We start from the raw sequence: 18,649 nt of genomic DNA, 5'->3' as shown, positions 1-18,649 counted from the left end.
CCCTCGCACCTCAACCACCGTCTTCTTCAGGACAGGAATCCGATGAGCACCACTCAGAATCAGACCGCGGTCCACTACGACCGCGACGCCGACGGCATCGTCACCCTCACGCTCGACGACCCGACCGCCAGCGCCAACACGATGAACGAGATCTACCAGGAGTCGATGGCGGCGGCGGTCGCTCGCCTGTACGACGAGGTCGACGACGTCACGGGCGTCGTGATCGCCAGCGCGAAGAAGACCTTCTTCGCCGGCGGCAACCTGAAGACCATGATGACCGCGACCAAGGACGACGCGGCCGGCGTGTTCTCCATGGGCGAGGCCGTCAAGGCCGGCCTGCGCAAGCTCGAGCTCTACCCGCGCCCGGTCGTCGCCGCGATCAACGGCGCCGCGCTCGGCGGCGGCTACGAGATCTGCCTGGCCTGCAACCACCGCATCGCGCTCGACGACCGCTCGGTCAAGATCGGGCTCCCGGAGTCGTCGCTCGGGCTGCTGCCCGGCGGTGGCGGCGTCACCCGCGTCGTCCGCCTGCTCGGCCTGCAGCAGGGCCTGATGGACGTGCTGCTCCCGGGCACCCAGTTCTCGCCCGACAAGGCCAAGGAGAAGGGCCTGGTCGACGAGCTGGTCGCGACCCGTGAGGAGCTGGTCCCGGCCGCGAAGGCCTGGATCAAGGCCAACCCCGACGAGTCCCAGAACCCTTGGGACAAGCCCGGCTACAAGATGCCGGGTGGCACGCCGAAGACCCCCGCGCTGGCGGCGTTCCTGCCGGCGTTCCCGGCCCTGCTCCGCAAGCAGACGAAGGGCGCCGTCTACCAGGCCCCGCGCGCGATCCTGTCGGCGGCGGTCGAGGGTGCGAGCGTCGACTTCGACACCGCGTCGCGCATCGAGTCGCGCTACCTGACGAGCCTGATCGTCAACCAGTCCTCGAAGAACATGATCCAGGCGTTCTTCTTCGACCTGCAGGCGATCAACGCCGGCAAGCTGCGTCCGCAGGGCATCGAGCCCTTCAAGGCCACCAAGGTGGGCGTCCTGGGCGCCGGCATGATGGGCGCCGGCATCGCGTACTCCTGCGCCCGCGCCGGGATGGAGGTCGTGCTCAAGGACGTCTCGGCCGACAACGCCGCCAAGGGCAAGGCCTACTCCGAGGGCATCAACCGCAAGGCCATCGAGCGCGGCAAGCTCACCGAGGAGAAGTCCCAGGAGCTGCTCGACCGGATCACCCCGACCGCCGACCCGGCCGACCTCGCCGGCTGCGACCTGGTGATCGAGGCGGTCTTCGAGGACCCGTCGCTCAAGCAGAAGGTGTTCGCCGAGATCGCGCCGTACGTCAACGACGACGCGCTGCTCTGCTCCAACACCTCGACGCTGCCGATCAGCGAGCTCGCCACCGGTGTGGACCGTCCGGCCGACTTCATCGGCCTGCACTTCTTCAGCCCCGTCGACAAGATGCCGCTCGTCGAGATCATCAAGGGCAAGGAGAGCTCGGACGTCGCGCTGGCGAAGGCGTACGACGTCGTGCAGCAGATCAAGAAGACCCCGATCGTCGTCAACGACAGCCGCGGCTTCTACACCTCGCGGGTCATCGGCACGATGGTCAATGAGGGCCTCGCGATGGTCGCCGAGGGCCAGCGGCCGTACTCCATCGAGCGGGCCGCGACCCAGGCCGGCTACCCGGTCGGGCCGCTGCAGCTCACCGACGAGCTCAACATGGAGCTGATGGCCAAGATCGGCAAGGCGACGCAGGACGCCGCCGAGCGCGACGGCATCGACTACGAGCCGCACCCGGGCACCGCGGTCGTCGTGCAGATGATCGAGGCCGGCCGCCCCTCGCGGCTCAAGGGCGCCGGCTTCTACGAGTACGCCGAGGGCAAGCGCGGCTCGATCTGGTCGGGCCTCGCCGAGCAGTTCCCGATCAACGACGCCATCCCGTTCCAGGACATGAAGGACCGGATGCTCTTCGCGGAGGCCATCGAGACCGCGAAGTGCTTCGAGGAGGGCGTGATCGAGTCGGCCGCCGCGGCCAACATCGGCTCGATCATGGGCATCGGCTTCCCGGCCATGACCGGCGGCGCCGCGCAGTTCATGCAGGGCTACGAGAACGCCGAGGGCCAGGTCGGCCTCGGTGCGTTCGTCAAGCGCGCCGACGAGCTGGCCGACGCCTACGGCGAGCGGTTCCGCCCCACGGCGTACCTGCGCGAGCTCGCCGCGAGCGACGGCTCGTTCCCGGCGTAGATGCGAGTTCCGGTGGTCGAGCAGCGAGCGCCAGCGAGCGTCGTCGAGACCCCGGAAGTGCAGCAGGGCGGTGGCCACCGGTCACCGCCCTGCCGAACCTGGGTCTCGACACGCGGGTCGCGACTTCGCAAGCTCAGTCGCGCCGCTTGCTCGACCACCATCATCCGATCCGCTGACGCGGCTCGGATCAACGCGACGTGAACCAGGGGTGGTGCAGGTCGTAGAACGTGGCGCCCTGCATGGCGTACGCGAGCTCGTCGCGCACGTCGGCCGGCGGCTCCATGGCCTCGCCGCGGCGCGCGCTCGCCTCGTCGGTGAACGCGATCGTCTCGGTGAACGTGCCGTCCGGCTCGATGGCCAGCGTCGCGCCGAGGATCTCCGGCCGCATCTGCTTGAGCTCGGTCGGGCGCATGCTCATCAGCGCCCGCAGCCGCGACGGGTCCTCGACCTTGCCGCGGATCACCTGCACGAAGCCGGCGTCGTCCGAGCCACCGTCGAAGAGCAGCGTGACGTCCTCGCAGTCGTGGAACTCCACCGGGCCGTCGAAGAGCGCCATCATCTCCGCAGCCCACTTGCCCTGCTCGGGGCGCGCCGAGTTCGCCATCGCCATTGCCTTGTCCTCGAAGCGGACCACGGCGACGAACTGGTCGTCGTCGGTGAAGCCGTACGTCCCGCCTAGCCAGCCTTCCGCCCCGGGCCCGAGCTCGGTCGGCCAGCGGTCGAGCACCGAGCGGAGCTCGTCCTGCCGCGTGCACCTGCCCTCGATGATCTGGATGAACATGAGGGACCTCCCTTCCCCTGCGTCTGAGCGATCTTTCACGCTAGACCGCGGGGTCGGGGCGGGGAATGGCCCGAATTGGGGCCCCTCTAGCCTGCGGTCATGGGTGTGGTGCTCCTGGTCCGGCACGGGCAGGCGTCGTTCGGCGCGGACGACTACGACGTGCTCTCCGACGCCGGCTGGGAGCAGGGACGCCTGCTGGGCGGCTGGCTGCGGGAGCGCGCGTTCGCGCCGACGGCCGTCGTCCGCGGCGGCATGCGCCGCCACCGCGAGACGGTCGAGGCGATGGCAGCCGGCGGCGACTGGCCGGACGTCGGCGTCGACCCCGGGTGGGACGAGTTCGACCACCTGAGCGTCGTGGAGGCCTACCCCGACATCCCCGAGCACCAGCTCGACCGGCGCGAGTTCCAGCGGGTCTTCGAGCTCGCCACGGCGCGGTGGTCGGGCGGCGGCCACGACCACGAGTACGCCGAGCCGTGGCCGGCGTTCCGGGCCCGGGTGCGCGCCGCGTTCGAGGCGGCGGCGGCCGACGCGGGGCCCGGCGGTGCGTCGGTCGTGGTGACGTCCGGGGGCCCGATCGCGGCGGTCTGCGCCGACCTCGCCGACCCCGAGGCCGACGACGCGACGTACGCCCGGCTGTGGAGCCGGTTCAACACCGTGCTCGTGAACTCCTCGGTCACCCGGGTCGTCGTCGGGTCCACCGGAGCCCGTCTGCTGACCTTCAACGAGCACCCGCACCTCGAGGGCCGGCACCTCACCTACCGCTGATCCGCTCTTGACGGGGGGTCGGCGCTGCCGTTGACTCGCCCGGTGGGGTTCTCCGGGCTCTCCGGGCCGGTAGGTCGTTGCGTGGCTGCCGGCCTCGTCTGTGCCGCCCTGCTGGTGGCACCCTTCGGCACGTCGGCCAGCGCCGTGCACAGCGGCGCCGAGGCGACGACCGGCCTGTCCGTCACCGGCGGCCGCTACGTCGTGCTGCTGCGCGATCCGCCCGCGACCGGGTACGACGGCGGCACCGGTCGCCTCCGCGCGACCCGGTCGACGACGGGGCAGTTCAGCGCCCGGTCGGCCCGCGTCGCGGCGTACTCCGCCCACCTGCGCAGGACGCACACCGCCGTCGCGCGCGACCACGGGGCCGAGCCGGTGCGGGACTTCACGGTCGCCGCGAACGGCTTCGTCGCCGACCTGACCAGGACGCAGGCGCTCGCCCTGGCGAACGACCGGCGGGTGCTGCTGGTCGAGAAGTCGCGGACCCTACGCCTCGACACGTGGCGCTCGCCGGACTACCTCGGGCTGACCGGGCGCGACGGCGCCTGGGCCGGCCACGGCGGTCGGGGCAACGCGGGCGCCGGGGTCGTGATCGGCGACCTCGACTCGGGGATCTGGCCGGAGTCGAAGTCGTTCCACGGCAAGCGGCTCACGAAGAGGGCGAAGACCCGGTGGGACATCTCGCGGCGGGGTGAGAAGACCCGCATGGAGAAGGTCGACGGGCAGGTCTTCCGCGGGCGGTGCGACGTGGCCGACGAGTGGGAGAAGGGCGACTGCAGCACCAAGATCGTCGGTGCGCGCTACTACGCCGAGAGCTTCCTGGAGACCGTGCCGGAGAGCGACCTCGCCTCGACCGAGCAGCTCTCCACCCGCGACGGCGACGGCCACGGCACCCACACCGCGAGCACCGCGGCCGGCGGCGTCGTCGAGAAGGTGCGGACCGAGGGGCGGAAGTTCGGCCGGGTCGTCGGCATGGCGCCGGCGGCGCGGCTCGCCGTCTACAAGGTCTGCTGGCAGGCGGCGAACCCCGACGACAGCGGCTGCAACAACGCCGACGCCATCGCCGCCATCGAGCAGGCGGTCATCGACGGCGTGGACGTCATCAACTTCTCGATCGGCGGCGGCGCGAGCCCGACGTTCGACGCGGTCGAGATCGCCTTCGAGGGTGCGGCCGAGGCCGGGATCTTCGTCGCCGCCTCGGCGGGCAACGCCGGCCCGGACCCGTCGACCCTCGACCACCCCGCACCCTGGGTGACGACCGTCGCGGCCACCACCCACGTCCGCTTCGAGAACACGATCGTGCTCGGCAACGGGCGGAAGATCCTCGGCACCTCGATCTCGACCGAGCCGGTGCCGAGCACGCGCGTGGTCGACGCGAGCAAGGCGGCCGCCCCCGACGCCGCGGAGGGTGAGGCGGACATCTGCGGACCGGACTCGCTCGACGACGCGAAGGTCGAGGGCCGGATCGTGGTCTGCCTGCGCGGCATCTACGACCGCGTCGCCAAGAGTGACGAGGTGAAGCGCGCCGGCGGCGTCGCGATGATCCTCGTCAACCCGTCGCCCAACAGCCTCGACGCCGACTTCCACGCCGTGCCGACGGTCCACATCTCCGACACCGAGGGCACCCGGCTCTACAAGTACCTCGGCGACGCGGGGAGCAGCGCGCGAGCGTCGTTCGAGCTCGGCAACCAGACCAGGCACAAGACGCCGCTGACGCAGATCGCCGGCTTCTCCTCGCGCGGCCCGGCCCTGGTCGGGAGCGGGGACCTCCTCAAGCCGGACCTCTCTGCTCCCGGGGTGAGCGTGCTGGCCGCAGTCGCGCCGCCGGCCAACTCCGGACGCCGCTACGACCTCTACTCCGGTACGTCGATGGCGTCGCCCCACGTCGCCGGCCTCGCCGCCTTCCTGCACGGCGTGCGGCCGGGGTGGACGCCGATGCAGGTGAAGTCCGCACTGATGACCACCGCCAGGCCCGGGAAGACCCTCAAGGGCAAGAAGTCGTCCGACGCGCTGGCCTTCGGCTCCGGCGAGGTCCGGCCGCGGCGGTTCTTCGACCCCGGCCTGTTCGTGACGTCGACACCCGTGGAGTGGCGCGGCCTGCTGACCTCGCAGGGCATCCCGACCGGCACGCCCCCGCGGGCGCCGGGCAAGGTCAACCTGCCGTCGCTGGCCGACGGTGACGTGACGGCCCGGACGACATTGCGGCGTACCTTCCAGGCGACCCGGGCCGGCACCTGGAAGATCGAGGCGTCGGTGCCCGGCTTCAAGGTCACGACGAAGCCGAAGCGGATCCGCGCGGACCGCAAGAACGACGCCATCGACGTGAAGTTCGTCTTCAAGCGCACCGATGCGCGGCTCGGCCGCTGGGCCCAGGGCGACGTGACTCTCGACGGACCGACCTCCGTGCGGCTCCCGGTCGCGCTGCGGCCGGTGTCGGTGGCCGCGCCCGCGGAGGTCGCCGGCGCCGGCGTGAGCGGCTCGGTGAGCGTGCCGCTCACCGCGGGCTTCACGGGCGACCTCGACGTCACCGCCCGCGGGCTCGCGGCGTCGAAGACGGTCAACGACACGGTCGCGGCGGGTGCCGACGACTACCAGTGCGTGACCGTCACCCCCGACACCACGCTGGCGCGCTTCCAGGTCGACGCCGCCGACGACACGGCCGACCTCGACCTCACGGTCCTCGCCTCCGAGTCGTGCAGCGTCGACGACGTCTTCGCCGTGGCCGGCCAGTCCGGCACGGCGTCGGGCGACGAGGCAGTGACCCTGCGCGACCCGGAGCCGGGGACCTACCTCGTCGAGGTCGCCGGCTTCTCCGCCGGCGAGCGGGGCAGCCCGATGGTGTACGCCTTCGACTACTGGGGCGTCGACCCGGCCGCCACCGCCGGCAGCCTCCTGCTCTCGCCCGACCCCGTGCCCGTCCGCGCCAACCGGAAGACCTCGGTCGCGCTCTCGTGGTCCGGCCTCACCGCCGGCACCCGCTACCTCGGCTACCTGTCCTACCCGAGCTCCGACGACATCACCCTGGTCCGCGTCGACGGGTAGGTCCGCACCGTCAGGGACTGTCCCAAAAAAGTCAGGCTTGACTGTTTGTTAGTGGCTCCACCATGCTGGACGCCATGCCGAGCACGAGCACGCGGGTGCCCCAGGGGGAGCGCACGAGGGCGATGCGGGCGCGGCTGCTCGAGGCGACGGTGGAGTGCCTGGTGGAGCGCGGGTTCGCGGGTACGTCGACCACGCTCGTGTCCGAGCGGGCCGGGGTGAGCCGCGGGGCGCAGCTGCACCACTTCCCGACCAAGAACGACCTGGTCGTGGCCGCCGTCGAGCACCTCACCGAGAAGCGCGGGCGGGAGCTCGCCGAGGCCGCGACCTCGCTGCCGGAGGGGCCGAGCCACACCCGGGCGGTGCTGGAGGTGCTGGCCGACCACTTCACGAGCCCCGTCTTCGCGGCGGCGCTGGAGCTGTGGGTCGCGGCGCGCACGGACCGGTCGCTGCTCGAGGCCGTCGAGCCGCTCGAGCAGCGGGTCGGCCGCGAGACCCATCGCCTGACCGTCGAGCTGCTCGGCCTCGATGAGTCCGTGCCCGGCAACCGCGAGCTCGCCCAGGCCACGCTCGACCTGGTGCGGGGGCTCGGGCTGGCGAACACGATCACCGACGACAGCCGCCGCCGCGCGGCGATCCTGGACCGCTGGGCCGACGTGCTGGAGAAGGAGTCCTGATGACGCTGCTCGACGACCTGCTCGACGACCTCAAGGCCGAGGGCGACCAGCTGCTCAGCGCGGTGGTCGGGCTCGACGCTCGGTCTGACGTGGGCGGCTGGGCGACCCCGACCCCGGCGCCCGGCTGGACGGTCGCCACCCAGGTCGCGCACCTGACCTGGACCGACGAGGTTGCGGTGCTCGCCGCGGGCGCCCGGACGCCGGAGGGCAAGGAGGCGTGGGACGCCGTCGTGCTCAAGGCGATCGACGACCCGCTCGGGTACGTCGACGTGGAGGCTCTCGAGGTCGCGCGGCTCGCCCCCGAGGCGCTGCTGGCCCGCTGGGGCCGCGCCCGCGACGACCTCGGCCGCGCCCTGCGCGACTACCCGACGGGCGAGAGGATGCCGTGGTTCGGCCCGCCGATGTCGCCGGCGTCGATGGCGACCGCGCGGTTCATGGAGACCTGGGCCCACGCGCAGGACGTGTACGACGCGCTCGGCACGACACCCGAGCCCACCGACCGGATCAGGCACGTCGCGCACCTCGGCGTACGCACGCGGAACTACGCGTACTCCGTGCACGACCTCGAGCCGCCGGCCGAGGAGTTCCGCGTCGACCTGGTCGCCCCGTCGGGCCAGACGCTGAGCTGGGGGCCCGAGGACGCCGCGCAGACCGTGACCGGCTCGGCGTACCACTTCTGCCTCCTCGTCACGCAGCGCGTGCACCGCGACGACACCGACCTCGTCGCGACCGGTGCCGACGCGGAGCAGTGGCTGACGATCGCACAGGCGTTCGCGGGACCCGCCGGCGAGGGGAGGGCCAGGAGGTGAGGATCGGCAACTGCTCCGGCTTCTACGGCGACCGGCTCTCCGCGATGCGGGAGATGCTCGAGGGCGGGCCGCTGGACGTCCTGACCGGCGACTACCTGGCCGAGCTCACGATGCTCATCCTCGGCAAGGACACGATGAAGGACGCGTCGCTGGGCTACGCGAAGACCCATCTCCGCCAGATGGAGGACTGCCTCGGCCTCGCGCTCGAGCGGGGCGTGAAGATCGTGAGCAACGCCGGCGGCCTCAACCCCGCCGGGCTCGCCGAGAGGCTCCGCGAGGTCGCGAAGGGTCTCGGCCTGGACGTCGACGTCGCCCACGTCGAGGGCGACGACGTGCGCTCCCTCGGACTCGGCGACGCGCTCACCGCCAACGCCTACCTCGGCGGCTTCGGCATCGCAGCGGCGCTGCGCGAGGGAGCCGACGTCGTCGTCACCGGGCGGGTCACCGATGCCAGTCTCGTCGTCGGCCCCGCCGTCGCCCACCACGGCTGGACGCCGACGTCGTACGACGAGGTGGCCGGCGCCGTCGTCGCGGGCCACGTGCTCGAGTGCGGCACCCAGGCGACCGGCGGCAACTTCTCCGGGTTCAAGACGCTGCCGGACCACCGGAAGCCGCTCGGGTTCCCGGTCGCCGAGATCGCCGCCGACGGCACGAGCGTGATCACCAAGCACGACGGCACCGGCGGCGCGGTCACCGTCGACACGGTCACGGCCCAGCTGCTCTACGAGATCCAGTCCACGCGCTACCTCAACCCTGACGTGACCACGCACCTCGACACCGTCGAGCTGCGCGAGGTCGGCCCCGACCGCGTCGAGATCAGCGGCGTCCGCGGCGATGCGCCGCCGGAGCGGCTCAAGGTCTGCGTCAACGAGCTCGGCGGCTTCCGCAACACCGTGGAGTTCGTGCTCACCGGACTCGACATCGACGCCAAGGCCGACTGGGTGCGCGAGCAGCTCGCCCCCGCGCTCACCGCGACCGAGGTGAGCTGGACCCGCACCGCCCTCCCGGCGCCCGACGCCGACACCGAGGAGGGCGCGTCGGCGCTGCTCCGCTGCACGGTCAAGGACCCGAAGCCCGACCCCGTCGGCCGCGGCTTCACCGGCGCGGCCGTCGAGCTCGCGCTCGCGTCGTACCCGGGCTTCACGATGACCGGCCCGCCGGCCGCCCCCTCGCCGTACGGCGTCTATCGGGCGGAGTACGTCGACCGCTCGGCCGTCACCCACACCGTCGTGCACGCCGACGGCCGGCGTGAGGTGGTCGCCGACCCGACGGAGTTCACGGAGCCCGAGCACCACACGAGCCTGCGCCCGTCTCCCTACCCCGCGCCGGTCGACTCGCTCACCCGCCGCGCGCCACTCGGCACGTTCGTGCACGCGCGGTCGGGCGACAAGGGCGGCGACGCCAACCTCGGGCTGTGGGTGATGCACGACGGGTCGGAGAAGTACGACGCGCGCGTCACCTGGCTGACCAAGCTGATCACCCCGCGCAAGGTGCGCGAGCTGGTGCCCGAGGCCGCCGACCTCGAGGTCGAGGTGCACGTGCTGCCCAACCTCGGCGGCGTCAACGTGCTGATCCACGGGCTGCTCGGCGAGGGCGTGGCCGCGTCCACCCGGTTCGATCCGCAGGCCAAGGGGCTCGGCGAGTGGGTGCGCTCGCGGGTCGTGCACATCCAGGAAGGACTCCTATGAGTGATCTCCGTGAGCTCGGAGCGGAGTTCGTGCGCCGCGAGGTCGCGCCGTACCTCCAGGACTGGGAGGACGCCGGCGAGATCCCTCGCTCCCTGCACCTCGCGGCCGCCAAGCAGGGGCTGCTCGGCATCTCGTTCCCCGAGGAGGTCGGCGGCCAGGGCGGCGACGTGCTCGACACGGTGGACCTGCAGGAGGGGATGTTCGCCGAGGGTGCGTCGAGCGGGCTGATGGCCGCGCTCTTCACCGGCGGCATCGCGCTGCCGCACATCGCATCGAGCGGCAACGCCGACCTCGTCGACCGCTTCGTCCGGCCCACCCTGGCCGGCGAGAAGATCGGGGCGCTCGGCATCACCGAGCCGGGCGGCGGCTCGGACGTCGGCGGCATCCGCACGACCGCCGTCCGCGACGGCGACGAGTACGTCGTCAACGGCGCCAAGACCTTCATCACCAGCGGGGTCCGTGCCGACTTCGTGACGACCGCGGTGCGCACCGGCGGCCCGGGAGCCGGCGGTGTCAGCCTGCTCGTGATCGAGAAGGGCACGCCCGGCTTCATCGTCGACCGCGCGCTGCGGAAGATGGGCTGGCACTGCTCCGACACCGCCGAGCTGTCGTTCGTCGACGCGCGCGTGCCGGTCGCCAACCTGGTGGGGGAGGAGAACACCGGCTTCGCCCAGATCGCCCAGCAGTTCGTGGTCGAGCGGCTCGCGCTCGCCGTGCACGCCTACGGCATCGCGGCCCGGTCGCTCGAGCTGACCGCGGCGTACTGCCGCGACCGCGACACGTTCGGCGAGCCGCTCGTCAGCCGGCAGGTCGTGCGGCACAAGCTCGTGGAGATGCGGCGGCAGGTCGAGGTCGCCCGCACCTACACCCGCGACGTCGCCCGCCGGCACGCCGCTGGGGAGATGGTCATCGCCGAGGCCTGCCTGGCGAAGCAGACCGCGGTGGACTGCTCGACGTACGTCTGCGACCAGGCCGTCCAGCTCCATGGCGGGACGGGATACATGCACGGGACCGAGGTGGAGCGGCACTACCGCGACGCCCGGATCCTGCCGATCGGAGGAGGGGCCAGCGAAGTGCTGACCGATCTCGCAGCCAAGCTGCTGGGCTACTCATGAGTCTGATCAAGCCGATGACCGGCGAGGTCTCGATGCACATGGCCGCCGCGCCCGAGAAGGTGTGGGCCCTGGTGTCCGACGTGACGCGGATCGGCGAGTTCTCGCCCGAGACGTTCGAGGCGCAGTGGATCCGCGGCGCGACCGGGCCGGCCGTGGGCGCGCAGTTCAAGGGCCACGTGAAGCGCAACGGCGTCGGCCCGACGTACTGGACGCTCTGCACGGTCACCGAGTGCGAGGCCGAGCGGACCTTCGAGTTCGCCGTCGGCACCAACACGGTCGCCGTCAACAACTGGGGCTACCGGCTCGACCCCGAGAACGACGGCACCCGGGTCACCGAGTACTACCGGCTCGAGCCGGCGCTCTACCTGCGCGCCTACTGGCTGCTGCTCGGCCGGCTTCGCGGCCGCACCAACGAGCGCGGCATGCGCACGACCCTCGAGCGGATGAAGGAGGTGGTCGAGCGATGAGTAGCAACCGAACGGCGATGCTCGAGAAGCTCGCCGACCTCGACGCCGAGCACGCCAAGGCCGTGGCGGGCGGCGGCCAGAAGTACGTCGACCGCCACCACGCCCGCGGCAAGCTGCTGCCCCGCGAGCGGATCGAGCTCCTGGTCGACGAGGGCTCGGCGTTCCTCGAGCTGTCGCCGCTGGCCGGGTGGGGGTCCGACTTCACCGTCGGCGCCTCGGTCGTCACGGGCATCGGCGTCGTCGAGGGCGTGGAGTGCATGATCACCGCCAACGACCCGTCGGTGAAGGGCGGCGCCTCCAACCCCTGGACGGTCAAGAAGATCTTCCGGGCCGCGCAGATCGCCGAGGAGAACGGGCTCCCGACGGTCTCCCTCGTCGAGTCCGGCGGCGCGGACCTGCCGACCCAGAAGGAGATCTTCATCCCGGGCGGCAAGCTCTTCCGCGACCTCACCCGCGCCAGCGCCCGCAAGGAGCCGACGATCGCGCTGGTCTTCGGCAACTCGACGGCGGGTGGCGCCTACGTGCCCGGCATGTCCGACTACACGGTGATGGTCAAGGAGCAGGCCAAGGTCTTCCTCGGCGGCCCGCCGCTGGTGAAGATGGCGACCGGTGAGGAGTCCGACGACGAGTCGCTCGGCGGCGCCGAGATGCACGCCCGGGTCTCCGGCCTGGCCGACTACCTCGCCGAGGACGAGGTCGACGCGATCCGGATCGGGCGCCGGATCGTGGCCCGCCTGAACTGGAGGAAGGCGACGGCGACGGCCGCGCCGTCGGCGTACGCCGAGCCGGACGAGGACCCCGACGGCCTGCTCGACCTGATCCCGACCGACCTCAAGGAGCCGTTCGACCCGCGCGAGGTGATCCGCCGGCTCTGCGACGGGGTCTCGCCGACCAACGGCGCGGTCTTCGACGAGTTCAAGCCGCTCTACGGCACCTCGCTCGTCACCGGCTGGGCCAGGATCCACGGCCGGCCGATCGGCATCCTCGCCAACGCGCAGGGCGTGCTCTTCTCCGAGGAGGCGCAGAAGGCGACCCAGTTCATCCAGCTCGCGAACCAGGTCGACACCCCACTGCTCTTCCTGCACAACACCACCGGCTACATGGTCGGCAAGGAGTACGAGCAGGGCGGCATCATCAAGCACGGCGCGATGATGATCAACGCGGTCAGCAACTCGAAGGTGCCGCACCTGAGCGTGATCATGGGCGCGTCGTACGGCGCCGGCAACTACGGCATGAACGGCCGCGCCTACGACCCGCGCTTCCTCTTCACCTGGCCGTCCGCGAAGTCCGCCGTCATGGGCCCCGCCCAGCTCGCGGGCGTGCTGTCGATCGTTGCCCGGGCGGCCGCGGAGGGTCGTGGCCAGGAGTACGACGAGGAGGCCGACGCCGGCATGCGCGCCTTCGTCGAGCAGTCGGTCGAGGAGCAGTCGCTGCCGTTCTTCCTCTCCGGGATGCTCTACGACGACGGCGTCATCGACCCGCGCGACACCCGCACGATCCTGGGCATCTGCCTGTCCGTCATCGAGAACAAGCCCGTCGTGGGCACCGACCGATTCGGGGTGTTCCGACCGTGATCAGACGACTCCTCGTCGCGAACCGCGCGGAGATCGCGAGCCGGGTCTTCCGCACCTGCCGCGCGCTCGGCATCGAGACCGTCGCCGTGCACTCCGACGCCGATGCCGGCCTGCCCTACGTGCGCGAGGCCGACGTCGTCGTGCGCCTCCCCGGCAACGCCCCGGCGGAGACCTACCTGCGCATCGACCTGGTGCTCGACGCGGCGCGGCGCTCGGGCGCCGACGCGATCCACCCGGGCTACGGCTTCCTCTCCGAGAACGCCGACTTCGCGCAGGCCGTCATCGACGCCGGGCTCACCTGGGTCGGGCCGGCGCCGGAGTCGATCCGGCAGATGGGCTCGAAGATCAGCGCGAAGGAGATCATGAAGGCAGCGGACGTGCCTGTCCTGGAGGCGCCCGCCGAGCCGACCGAGGCCGATCTGCCCTTGCTCGTGAAGGCGTCCGCCGGCGGCGGTGGCCGTGGGATGCGCGTCGTCCGGTCACTCGACGACCTGCCGGGCGAGGTCGCCAAGGCCGAGGCCGAGGCGCTCTCGGCGTTCGGCGACGGCACCGTCTTCGTCGAGCCGTACGTCGAGCGCGGCCGGCACGTCGAGGTGCAGGTCGTCGGCACGAGCGTCTACGGCGAACGCGACTGCTCGCTGCAGCGCCGCCACCAGAAGGTGGTGGAGGAGGCACCGGCGCCCAACCTCAGCGACGAGGTCCGCGCGGCGCTGCACGAGGCGGCCCGCAAGGCCGCCGAGGCGATCGACTACCGCAGTGCCGGCACGGTCGAGTTCCTCTACGACCCGGACACCGAGCGCTTCTGGTTCCTGGAGATGAACACGCGGCTCCAGGTCGAGCACCCGGTCACCGAGCAGGTGCACGGCGTGGACCTGGTGCAGCTGCAGATCGCTGCAGCCGAAGGTGGTTTCGAGACGGGCCTCCGTCCCTCCTCGACCACCGTGGAAGGGCACGCGATCGAGGTGCGCCTGTACGCCGAGGATCCGGCCGAGGACTACCAGCCGCAGAGCGGCATGCTGACGACCTTCGAGATCCCCCGCGAGGAGGGCATCCGGGTCGACGCCGGCTTCGAGTCGGGCAGCGAGGTGTCGACGCACTACGACGCCATGCTGGCCAAGGTGGTCGCGCACGCGCCGACCCGGGAGGCCGCTGGGCGCAAGCTCGCGTCGGTCCTGAGCCGCGCCAGGATCCACGGGCTCGTGACGAACCGCGACCTGCTGGTGTCGATCCTGCGCGATCCGGCGTTCCTGCGTGGAGAGGTGAGCACGGACTTCCTCGGTGGTGGTTTCGAGACAGGCGCTAGCGCGCCTTCCTCAACCACCGCATCGGCCGCCGCCGCCGCGATCGCCCTGGCCGAGCGGGCCAAGCAGGCGCGGACCGTGCAGCCCGGCATCCCGGTGGCCTGGCGCAACGTCGTCTCGCAGCCGCAGCGCACGGTGTTCGAGGAGGCGACGGTCGAGTGGTACGGCGCCTACGCCGTCGACGGCCACACGGTCGTCAGCGCCGGCGCGGCGGCGGTCACGCTGGAGACGGACGGCGTGCGGACGACGTACACGATCACTGTCAACGGCAGGGATGTGGACGTCGACAGCAGTCGCGGACACGTGCACCTGACGCGGGTGCCGCGGTTCGTCGACCCGGCCGACCAGGTCGCGAGCGGCAGCCTGCTGGCGCCGATGCCCGGCACGGTGGTCAGCGTGGCGGTCGAGGCCGGCCAGCAGGTCGCGGCCGGCCAGCCCGTCCTGGTGCTCGAGGCGATGAAGATGCAGCACACCGTGAGCGCGCCGTACGCCGGCGCGGTCACGGAGATCGACGTGAAGCCCGGGCAGCAGGTCGCTGCCGGGGAGGTTCTGGCAGTGGTGGAGGAAGCGTGAGCAACAACTTCAGCGAGACCGAGGAGCGCCAGGAGCTCCGCAACGCCGTGGCGAAGCTGGCGGGCAAGTACGGCCGCGAGTGGTTCACCGCGAAGGCCCGCGCCGGCGAGAAGACCACCGACCTGTGGCTGGAGATCGGCAAGAACGGCTACCTCGGCATCAACATCCCCGAGGAGTACGGCGGCGGGGGCGGCGGCATCGGCGACATCGCGGCCGTCTGCGAGGAGCTGGCCGCACAGGGCTGCCCGCTGCTGCTCATGGTGGTCAGCCCGGCGATCTGCGGCACGATCATCAGCCGCTACGGCACCGAGGAGCAGAAGCAGCGCTGGCTCCCCGGCATCTGCGACGGCACCAGCACGATGGCCTTCGCGATCACCGAGCCCGACGCCGGCACCAACACCCACAACATCACCACGACCGCCCGCCGCGACGGCGACGAGTGGGTGCTCAACGGTCGCAAGATCTACATCTCCGGCGTGGACGAGGCCGACAACGTGCTCGTGGTCGCGCGTGCGGAGGCTCTGTCACCTACGGGGGAGAAGACCGGCAAGGTGAAGCCGGTGCTCTTCGTCGTCCCGACCGACTCCGAGGGCTTCGAGTACAAGCACATCCCGATGGAGATCGTCAGCCCCGAGCTGCAGTTCCAGGTCTTCATCGACGACGTGCGGCTGCCCTCCGACGCCATCGTCGGCGACGAGGACGGCGGCCTCGCGCAGCTCTTCTCGGGCCTCAACCCCGAGCGGATCATGGCCGCGTCGTTCTCCACCGGGCTGGCCCGCTACGCGCTGGACAAGGCGGCGGCGTACGCCAAGGAGCGCACGGTCTTCCAGGGCGCCATCGGCTCGCACCAGGCCATCGCGCACCCGCTCGCGCAGGTGCACATCGAGACCGAGATGGCGCGCCTGATGACCCAGAAGGCGGCCGCGCTCTACGACGCCGGTGACGACTTCGGCGCGGGCGAGGCCGCCAACATGGCGAAGTACGCCGCCGCCGAGGCCGCCTGCAACGCCGCGGACGTGGCCGTGCAGACCCACGGCGGCAACGGCATCACGCAGGAGTACGGCGTGGCCGGGCTGCTGGTCGCCACCCGTGCCGGCCGGATCGCCCCGGTGAGCCGGGAGATGATCCTCAACTTCGTCGCGATGCACTCGCTGGGGCTGCCGAAGTCGTACTGACCTGCCGTCGGGATAGTCCGTCACGTTCTGGCCGCCTGCACCGGCGGGTCGCCGGCCAGAAGGTGACGGACTATCCCAGCGGGGCCGACTTGCCAGGGTCGAACACATGTTCGATCATGGAGCGTGGCACGCATCCGGAGCAGCGAGTCGGGGACGGCGGGCATCCTGCACGCCGACCTCGACTCGTTCTTCGCGTCGGTCGAGCAGCGTGACGACCCGCGGCTGCGCGACCGGCCGGTGATCGTCGGCGGCGGGGTGGTCCTTGCCGCGAGCTACGAGGCGAAGGCGCACGGCGTCCGGTCGGCGATGGGCGGGCGGCAGGCGATGCGGCTGTGTCCCGACGCGCTGGTCGTGCCGCCGCGCTTCTCGGCGTACGTCGAGGCGAGCCGCCGGGTGTTCGCGATCTTCGAGGACACCACGCCGCTGGTCGAGGGCCTGTCCATCGACGAGGCGTTCCTCGACGTGGCCGGGCTGCGGCGCCTGGTGGGCCCGCCCGAGCAGGTCGGCGCCGACCTGCGGCAGCGGGTCCGCGAGGAGGTCGGGCTGCCGATCTCGGTCGGCATCGCCCGCACCAAGTACCTCGCGAAGGTCGCCAGCGCCGTCAGCAAGCCCGACGGGCTGCTGCGGGTGCCGCCGGACCGGGAGCAGGAGTTCCTGCACCCGCTGCCGGTCGAGCGGCTCTGGGGCGTCGGCAAGGTGACCGCGGCGAAGCTGCACGCCGAGGGCATCCGCACGATCGGCGAGCTCGCCCGACGCGAGGAGCTCGAGCTGACGACCACGGTCGGACAGGCCGCCGGTCAGCACCTGTGGGCGCTGGCCAACCTGCGCGACCCGCGTCCGGTCGAGGTCGGGCGGCGGCGTCGTTCGATCGGCTCCCAGTGCGCGATCGGCCGCCCCGGGCGGCGCAAGAGCCGCCAGGAGCTCGAGGCGCTGCTCGCCGGCCTCGTCGACCGGGTCGCCCGGCGGCTCCGCGGCGGCGAGCGGATCGGCCGCACCTTCACGCTGCGCCTGCGCTTCGACGACTTCACCCGGGTGACGCGCTCGACCACGATCCCGCACTCGACCGCCGCCACCGCGGCCTGGCTCGAGACGGGCCGCGGGCTGCTCGACGCCGCCTGGCCGCTGATCGAGGAGCGCGGCTGCACCCTGCTCGGCATCACGATCTCCGGACTCGTCGACGCCCACGGCGCCGAGCAGCTCGAGCTGCCGCTCTTCGCGCAGGAGGCCGCCGCCGGCAGCCTCGACGTCGCGCTCGACCGGGTCCGGGAGCGGTACGGCGGCCGCGCCGTCACCCGCGGCAGCCTGGTCGGCCGCCACACCGGTCTGGAGATGCCGACGCTGCCCGACCACGTGCCGCCGCGCCGTCCGGCCCGGAGCGCCGAACGCCGATAGCGTGTGCGCGTGGCCAAGGTCGTCGACGCCGCAGATCGCGCCCAGCGGCGGTGGTCCGTGCTGGGCTATCCGATCGCGGTGATCTACAAGTACTTCGACGACCAGGGCAACTACCTCGCGGCGATCATCACCTACTACGCGTTCGTCGCGATCTTCCCGCTGCTGCTGCTCGGGTCGTCGATCCTCGGCTTCTTCCTCCAGGACAACCCGGAGCTGCAGCAGGACCTGCTCGACACCGCGCTGGCGCAGTTCCCGATCATCGGCGACGAGCTCGGCCGTCCGGACGGCGTCCAGGGGTCGACGGCCGGTGTCGTCATCGGTTCCCTCGTCGCGCTGTACGGCGCGCTGGGGCTCGGCCAGGCCCTGCAGAATGCCCTCAACATCGCCTGGTCCGTGCCCCGCAACAGCCGGCCCAACCCGGTGCTGCTGCGGCTCAAGAGCCTGTTCCTGCTGCTGACCGCGGGCGTCGCGGTGCTCGCGGTCTCGGTGTTCTCGACCCTGGCCGCCAACACCGAGGTGTTCGGCGAGACCGTCACGTCCTACGCCTGGCCGATCACGGTCGTCACCATCGTCATCAACACGCTGGTGCTGACCGCGCTCTTCCGGGTCGGGTCGGCCCGCAGCCACAACATCTGGCGCGGCTCGATCCCCGGCGCCGTCACCGCCTCGCTGCTGTGGATCGGGCTCCAGAAGGTCGGCACGCTCTTCGTCACCAACGTGCTCACCGAGACGCGCGGCATGAACCAGACGTTCGCGCTGGTCCTCGGCCTGGTCGGCATCCTCTGGCTGACCGCGGTCATCGGCGTGCTCGGCATCCAGGTCAACGTCGTGCTCGAGCGCCGGCTCTGGCCACGGGCGCTGCTCACGCCGTTCACCGACCGCGTCCAGCTGACCGAGGCCGACCGCCGGGCCTACACGAGCTACGCGAGAGCCCAGCGCCACAAGGGGTTCGAGACCGTCGAGGTCACCTTCACCGACACCCACAAGATCCGGCTGCGCACCGCCGCGGTCGAGGACGACCAGGCCGATCACGTGCCCTGAGCCGCACAGTCCGGCGCGGTACC

14 protein-coding genes are annotated in these 18,649 nt (G+C 71.7%); 13 read left to right on the top strand and 1 reads right to left on the bottom strand.

The window, feature by feature from the left end; translation table 11 throughout:
* The first annotated feature begins 42 nt into the window (after positions 1 to 42).
* Positions 43 to 2,232, top strand: a complete 2,190-nt coding sequence (locus tag ACFQQI_RS14195) for a 3-hydroxyacyl-CoA dehydrogenase NAD-binding domain-containing protein (RefSeq protein ID WP_378564338.1) — start codon at positions 43 to 45, stop codon at positions 2,230 to 2,232.
* Between the two features lie 187 nt (positions 2,233 to 2,419).
* On the opposite strand, the gene ACFQQI_RS14190 is transcribed toward ACFQQI_RS14195, so the two are convergent.
* The gene (locus ACFQQI_RS14190) at positions 2,420 to 3,013 is read right to left on the bottom strand and encodes a hypothetical protein (protein ID WP_378564335.1); all 594 of its coding nucleotides are present in this window, start codon (positions 3,011 to 3,013) and stop codon (positions 2,420 to 2,422) included.
* A 99-nt stretch (positions 3,014 to 3,112) separates the two neighbouring features.
* Here ACFQQI_RS14190 and ACFQQI_RS14185 point away from each other — a divergent pair, with 99 nt between their 5' ends.
* The 12 genes from ACFQQI_RS14185 (at position 3,113) to ACFQQI_RS14130 (ending at position 18,626) form a co-directional block, all read left to right on the top strand.
* Entirely contained in the window at positions 3,113 to 3,778 is a 666-nt protein-coding gene (locus ACFQQI_RS14185; protein ID WP_378564332.1) for a histidine phosphatase family protein, read from the top strand.
* Between the two features lie 81 nt (positions 3,779 to 3,859).
* Entirely contained in the window at positions 3,860 to 6,817 is a 2,958-nt protein-coding gene (locus ACFQQI_RS14180; protein ID WP_378564329.1) for a S8 family serine peptidase, read from the top strand.
* Positions 6,818 to 6,891: 74 nt separating this feature from the next.
* Positions 6,892 to 7,491: a TetR/AcrR family transcriptional regulator gene (locus ACFQQI_RS14175; protein WP_378564326.1), complete on the top strand. Its 600-nt coding sequence runs from the start codon at positions 6,892 to 6,894 to the stop codon at positions 7,489 to 7,491.
* Entirely contained in the window at positions 7,491 to 8,300 is an 810-nt protein-coding gene (locus ACFQQI_RS14170; protein WP_378564323.1) for a TIGR03084 family metal-binding protein, read from the top strand. The genes ACFQQI_RS14175 and ACFQQI_RS14170 overlap by 1 nt, the downstream gene beginning before the upstream one ends.
* Positions 8,297 to 9,988: an acyclic terpene utilization AtuA family protein gene (locus ACFQQI_RS14165; protein ID WP_378564320.1), complete on the top strand. Its 1,692-nt coding sequence runs from the start codon at positions 8,297 to 8,299 to the stop codon at positions 9,986 to 9,988. Before ACFQQI_RS14170 ends, ACFQQI_RS14165 begins: the two co-directional genes overlap by 4 nt.
* On the top strand, positions 9,985 to 11,103 hold the full coding sequence (locus ACFQQI_RS14160) for an acyl-CoA dehydrogenase family protein (protein WP_378564317.1): 1,119 nt from the start codon (positions 9,985 to 9,987) through the stop codon (positions 11,101 to 11,103). The genes ACFQQI_RS14165 and ACFQQI_RS14160 overlap by 4 nt, the downstream gene beginning before the upstream one ends.
* The gene (locus tag ACFQQI_RS14155) at positions 11,100 to 11,570 is read left to right on the top strand and encodes an SRPBCC family protein (protein WP_378564314.1); all 471 of its coding nucleotides are present in this window, start codon (positions 11,100 to 11,102) and stop codon (positions 11,568 to 11,570) included. Before ACFQQI_RS14160 ends, ACFQQI_RS14155 begins: the two co-directional genes overlap by 4 nt.
* Positions 11,567 to 13,144, top strand: a complete 1,578-nt coding sequence (locus ACFQQI_RS14150; protein ID WP_378564311.1) for an acyl-CoA carboxylase subunit beta — start codon at positions 11,567 to 11,569, stop codon at positions 13,142 to 13,144. The genes ACFQQI_RS14155 and ACFQQI_RS14150 overlap by 4 nt, the downstream gene beginning before the upstream one ends.
* The gene (locus ACFQQI_RS14145; protein WP_378564308.1) at positions 13,141 to 15,018 is read left to right on the top strand and encodes a biotin carboxylase N-terminal domain-containing protein; all 1,878 of its coding nucleotides are present in this window, start codon (positions 13,141 to 13,143) and stop codon (positions 15,016 to 15,018) included. The genes ACFQQI_RS14150 and ACFQQI_RS14145 overlap by 4 nt, the downstream gene beginning before the upstream one ends.
* Positions 15,015 to 16,193, top strand: coding sequence for an acyl-CoA dehydrogenase family protein (locus tag ACFQQI_RS14140; RefSeq protein ID WP_378564305.1), 1,179 nt, complete (start codon positions 15,015 to 15,017; stop codon positions 16,191 to 16,193). Before ACFQQI_RS14145 ends, ACFQQI_RS14140 begins: the two co-directional genes overlap by 4 nt.
* 123 nt (positions 16,194 to 16,316) lie before the next feature.
* Positions 16,317 to 17,585 carry a DNA polymerase IV gene (gene dinB, locus ACFQQI_RS14135; RefSeq protein WP_378564300.1) on the top strand — a complete coding sequence of 423 codons (1,269 nt, stop codon included), beginning with the start codon at positions 16,317 to 16,319 and terminating at the stop codon, positions 17,583 to 17,585.
* A gap of 9 nt (positions 17,586 to 17,594) precedes the next feature.
* Complete coding sequence (locus tag ACFQQI_RS14130; RefSeq protein ID WP_378564297.1) at positions 17,595 to 18,626, top strand: YihY/virulence factor BrkB family protein; 1,032 nt, start codon at positions 17,595 to 17,597, stop codon at positions 18,624 to 18,626.
* The last annotated feature ends 23 nt before the right edge of the window (positions 18,627 to 18,649 follow it).

Source organism: Nocardioides sp. GCM10030259 (genome assembly GCF_042666375.1).
In the GTDB taxonomy this organism is placed as follows: domain Bacteria; phylum Actinomycetota; class Actinomycetes; order Propionibacteriales; family Nocardioidaceae; genus Nocardioides.
This window is presented reverse-complemented; position numbering and strand designations above follow the sequence as displayed.

What these genes read in the sequence shown, in the direction of transcription:
- ACFQQI_RS14155 (WP_378564314.1), top strand. Translation starts at nt 11,100, where the DNA reads ATGAGTCTGATCAAGCCGATGACCGGCGAGGTCTCGATGCACATGGCC.
- ACFQQI_RS14175 (WP_378564326.1), top strand. Translation starts at nt 6,892, where the DNA reads ATGCCGAGCACGAGCACGCGGGTGCCCCAGGGGGAGCGCACGAGGGCG.
- ACFQQI_RS14160 (WP_378564317.1), top strand. Translation starts at nt 9,985, where the DNA reads ATGAGTGATCTCCGTGAGCTCGGAGCGGAGTTCGTGCGCCGCGAGGTC.
- ACFQQI_RS14195 (WP_378564338.1), top strand. Translation starts at nt 43, where the DNA reads ATGAGCACCACTCAGAATCAGACCGCGGTCCACTACGACCGCGACGCC.
- ACFQQI_RS14170 (WP_378564323.1), top strand. Translation starts at nt 7,491, where the DNA reads ATGACGCTGCTCGACGACCTGCTCGACGACCTCAAGGCCGAGGGCGAC.
- ACFQQI_RS14185 (WP_378564332.1), top strand. Translation starts at nt 3,113, where the DNA reads ATGGGTGTGGTGCTCCTGGTCCGGCACGGGCAGGCGTCGTTCGGCGCG.
- ACFQQI_RS14150 (WP_378564311.1), top strand. Translation starts at nt 11,567, where the DNA reads ATGAGTAGCAACCGAACGGCGATGCTCGAGAAGCTCGCCGACCTCGAC.
- ACFQQI_RS14190 (WP_378564335.1), bottom strand. Translation starts at nt 3,013, where the DNA reads ATGTTCATCCAGATCATCGAGGGCAGGTGCACGCGGCAGGACGAGCTC.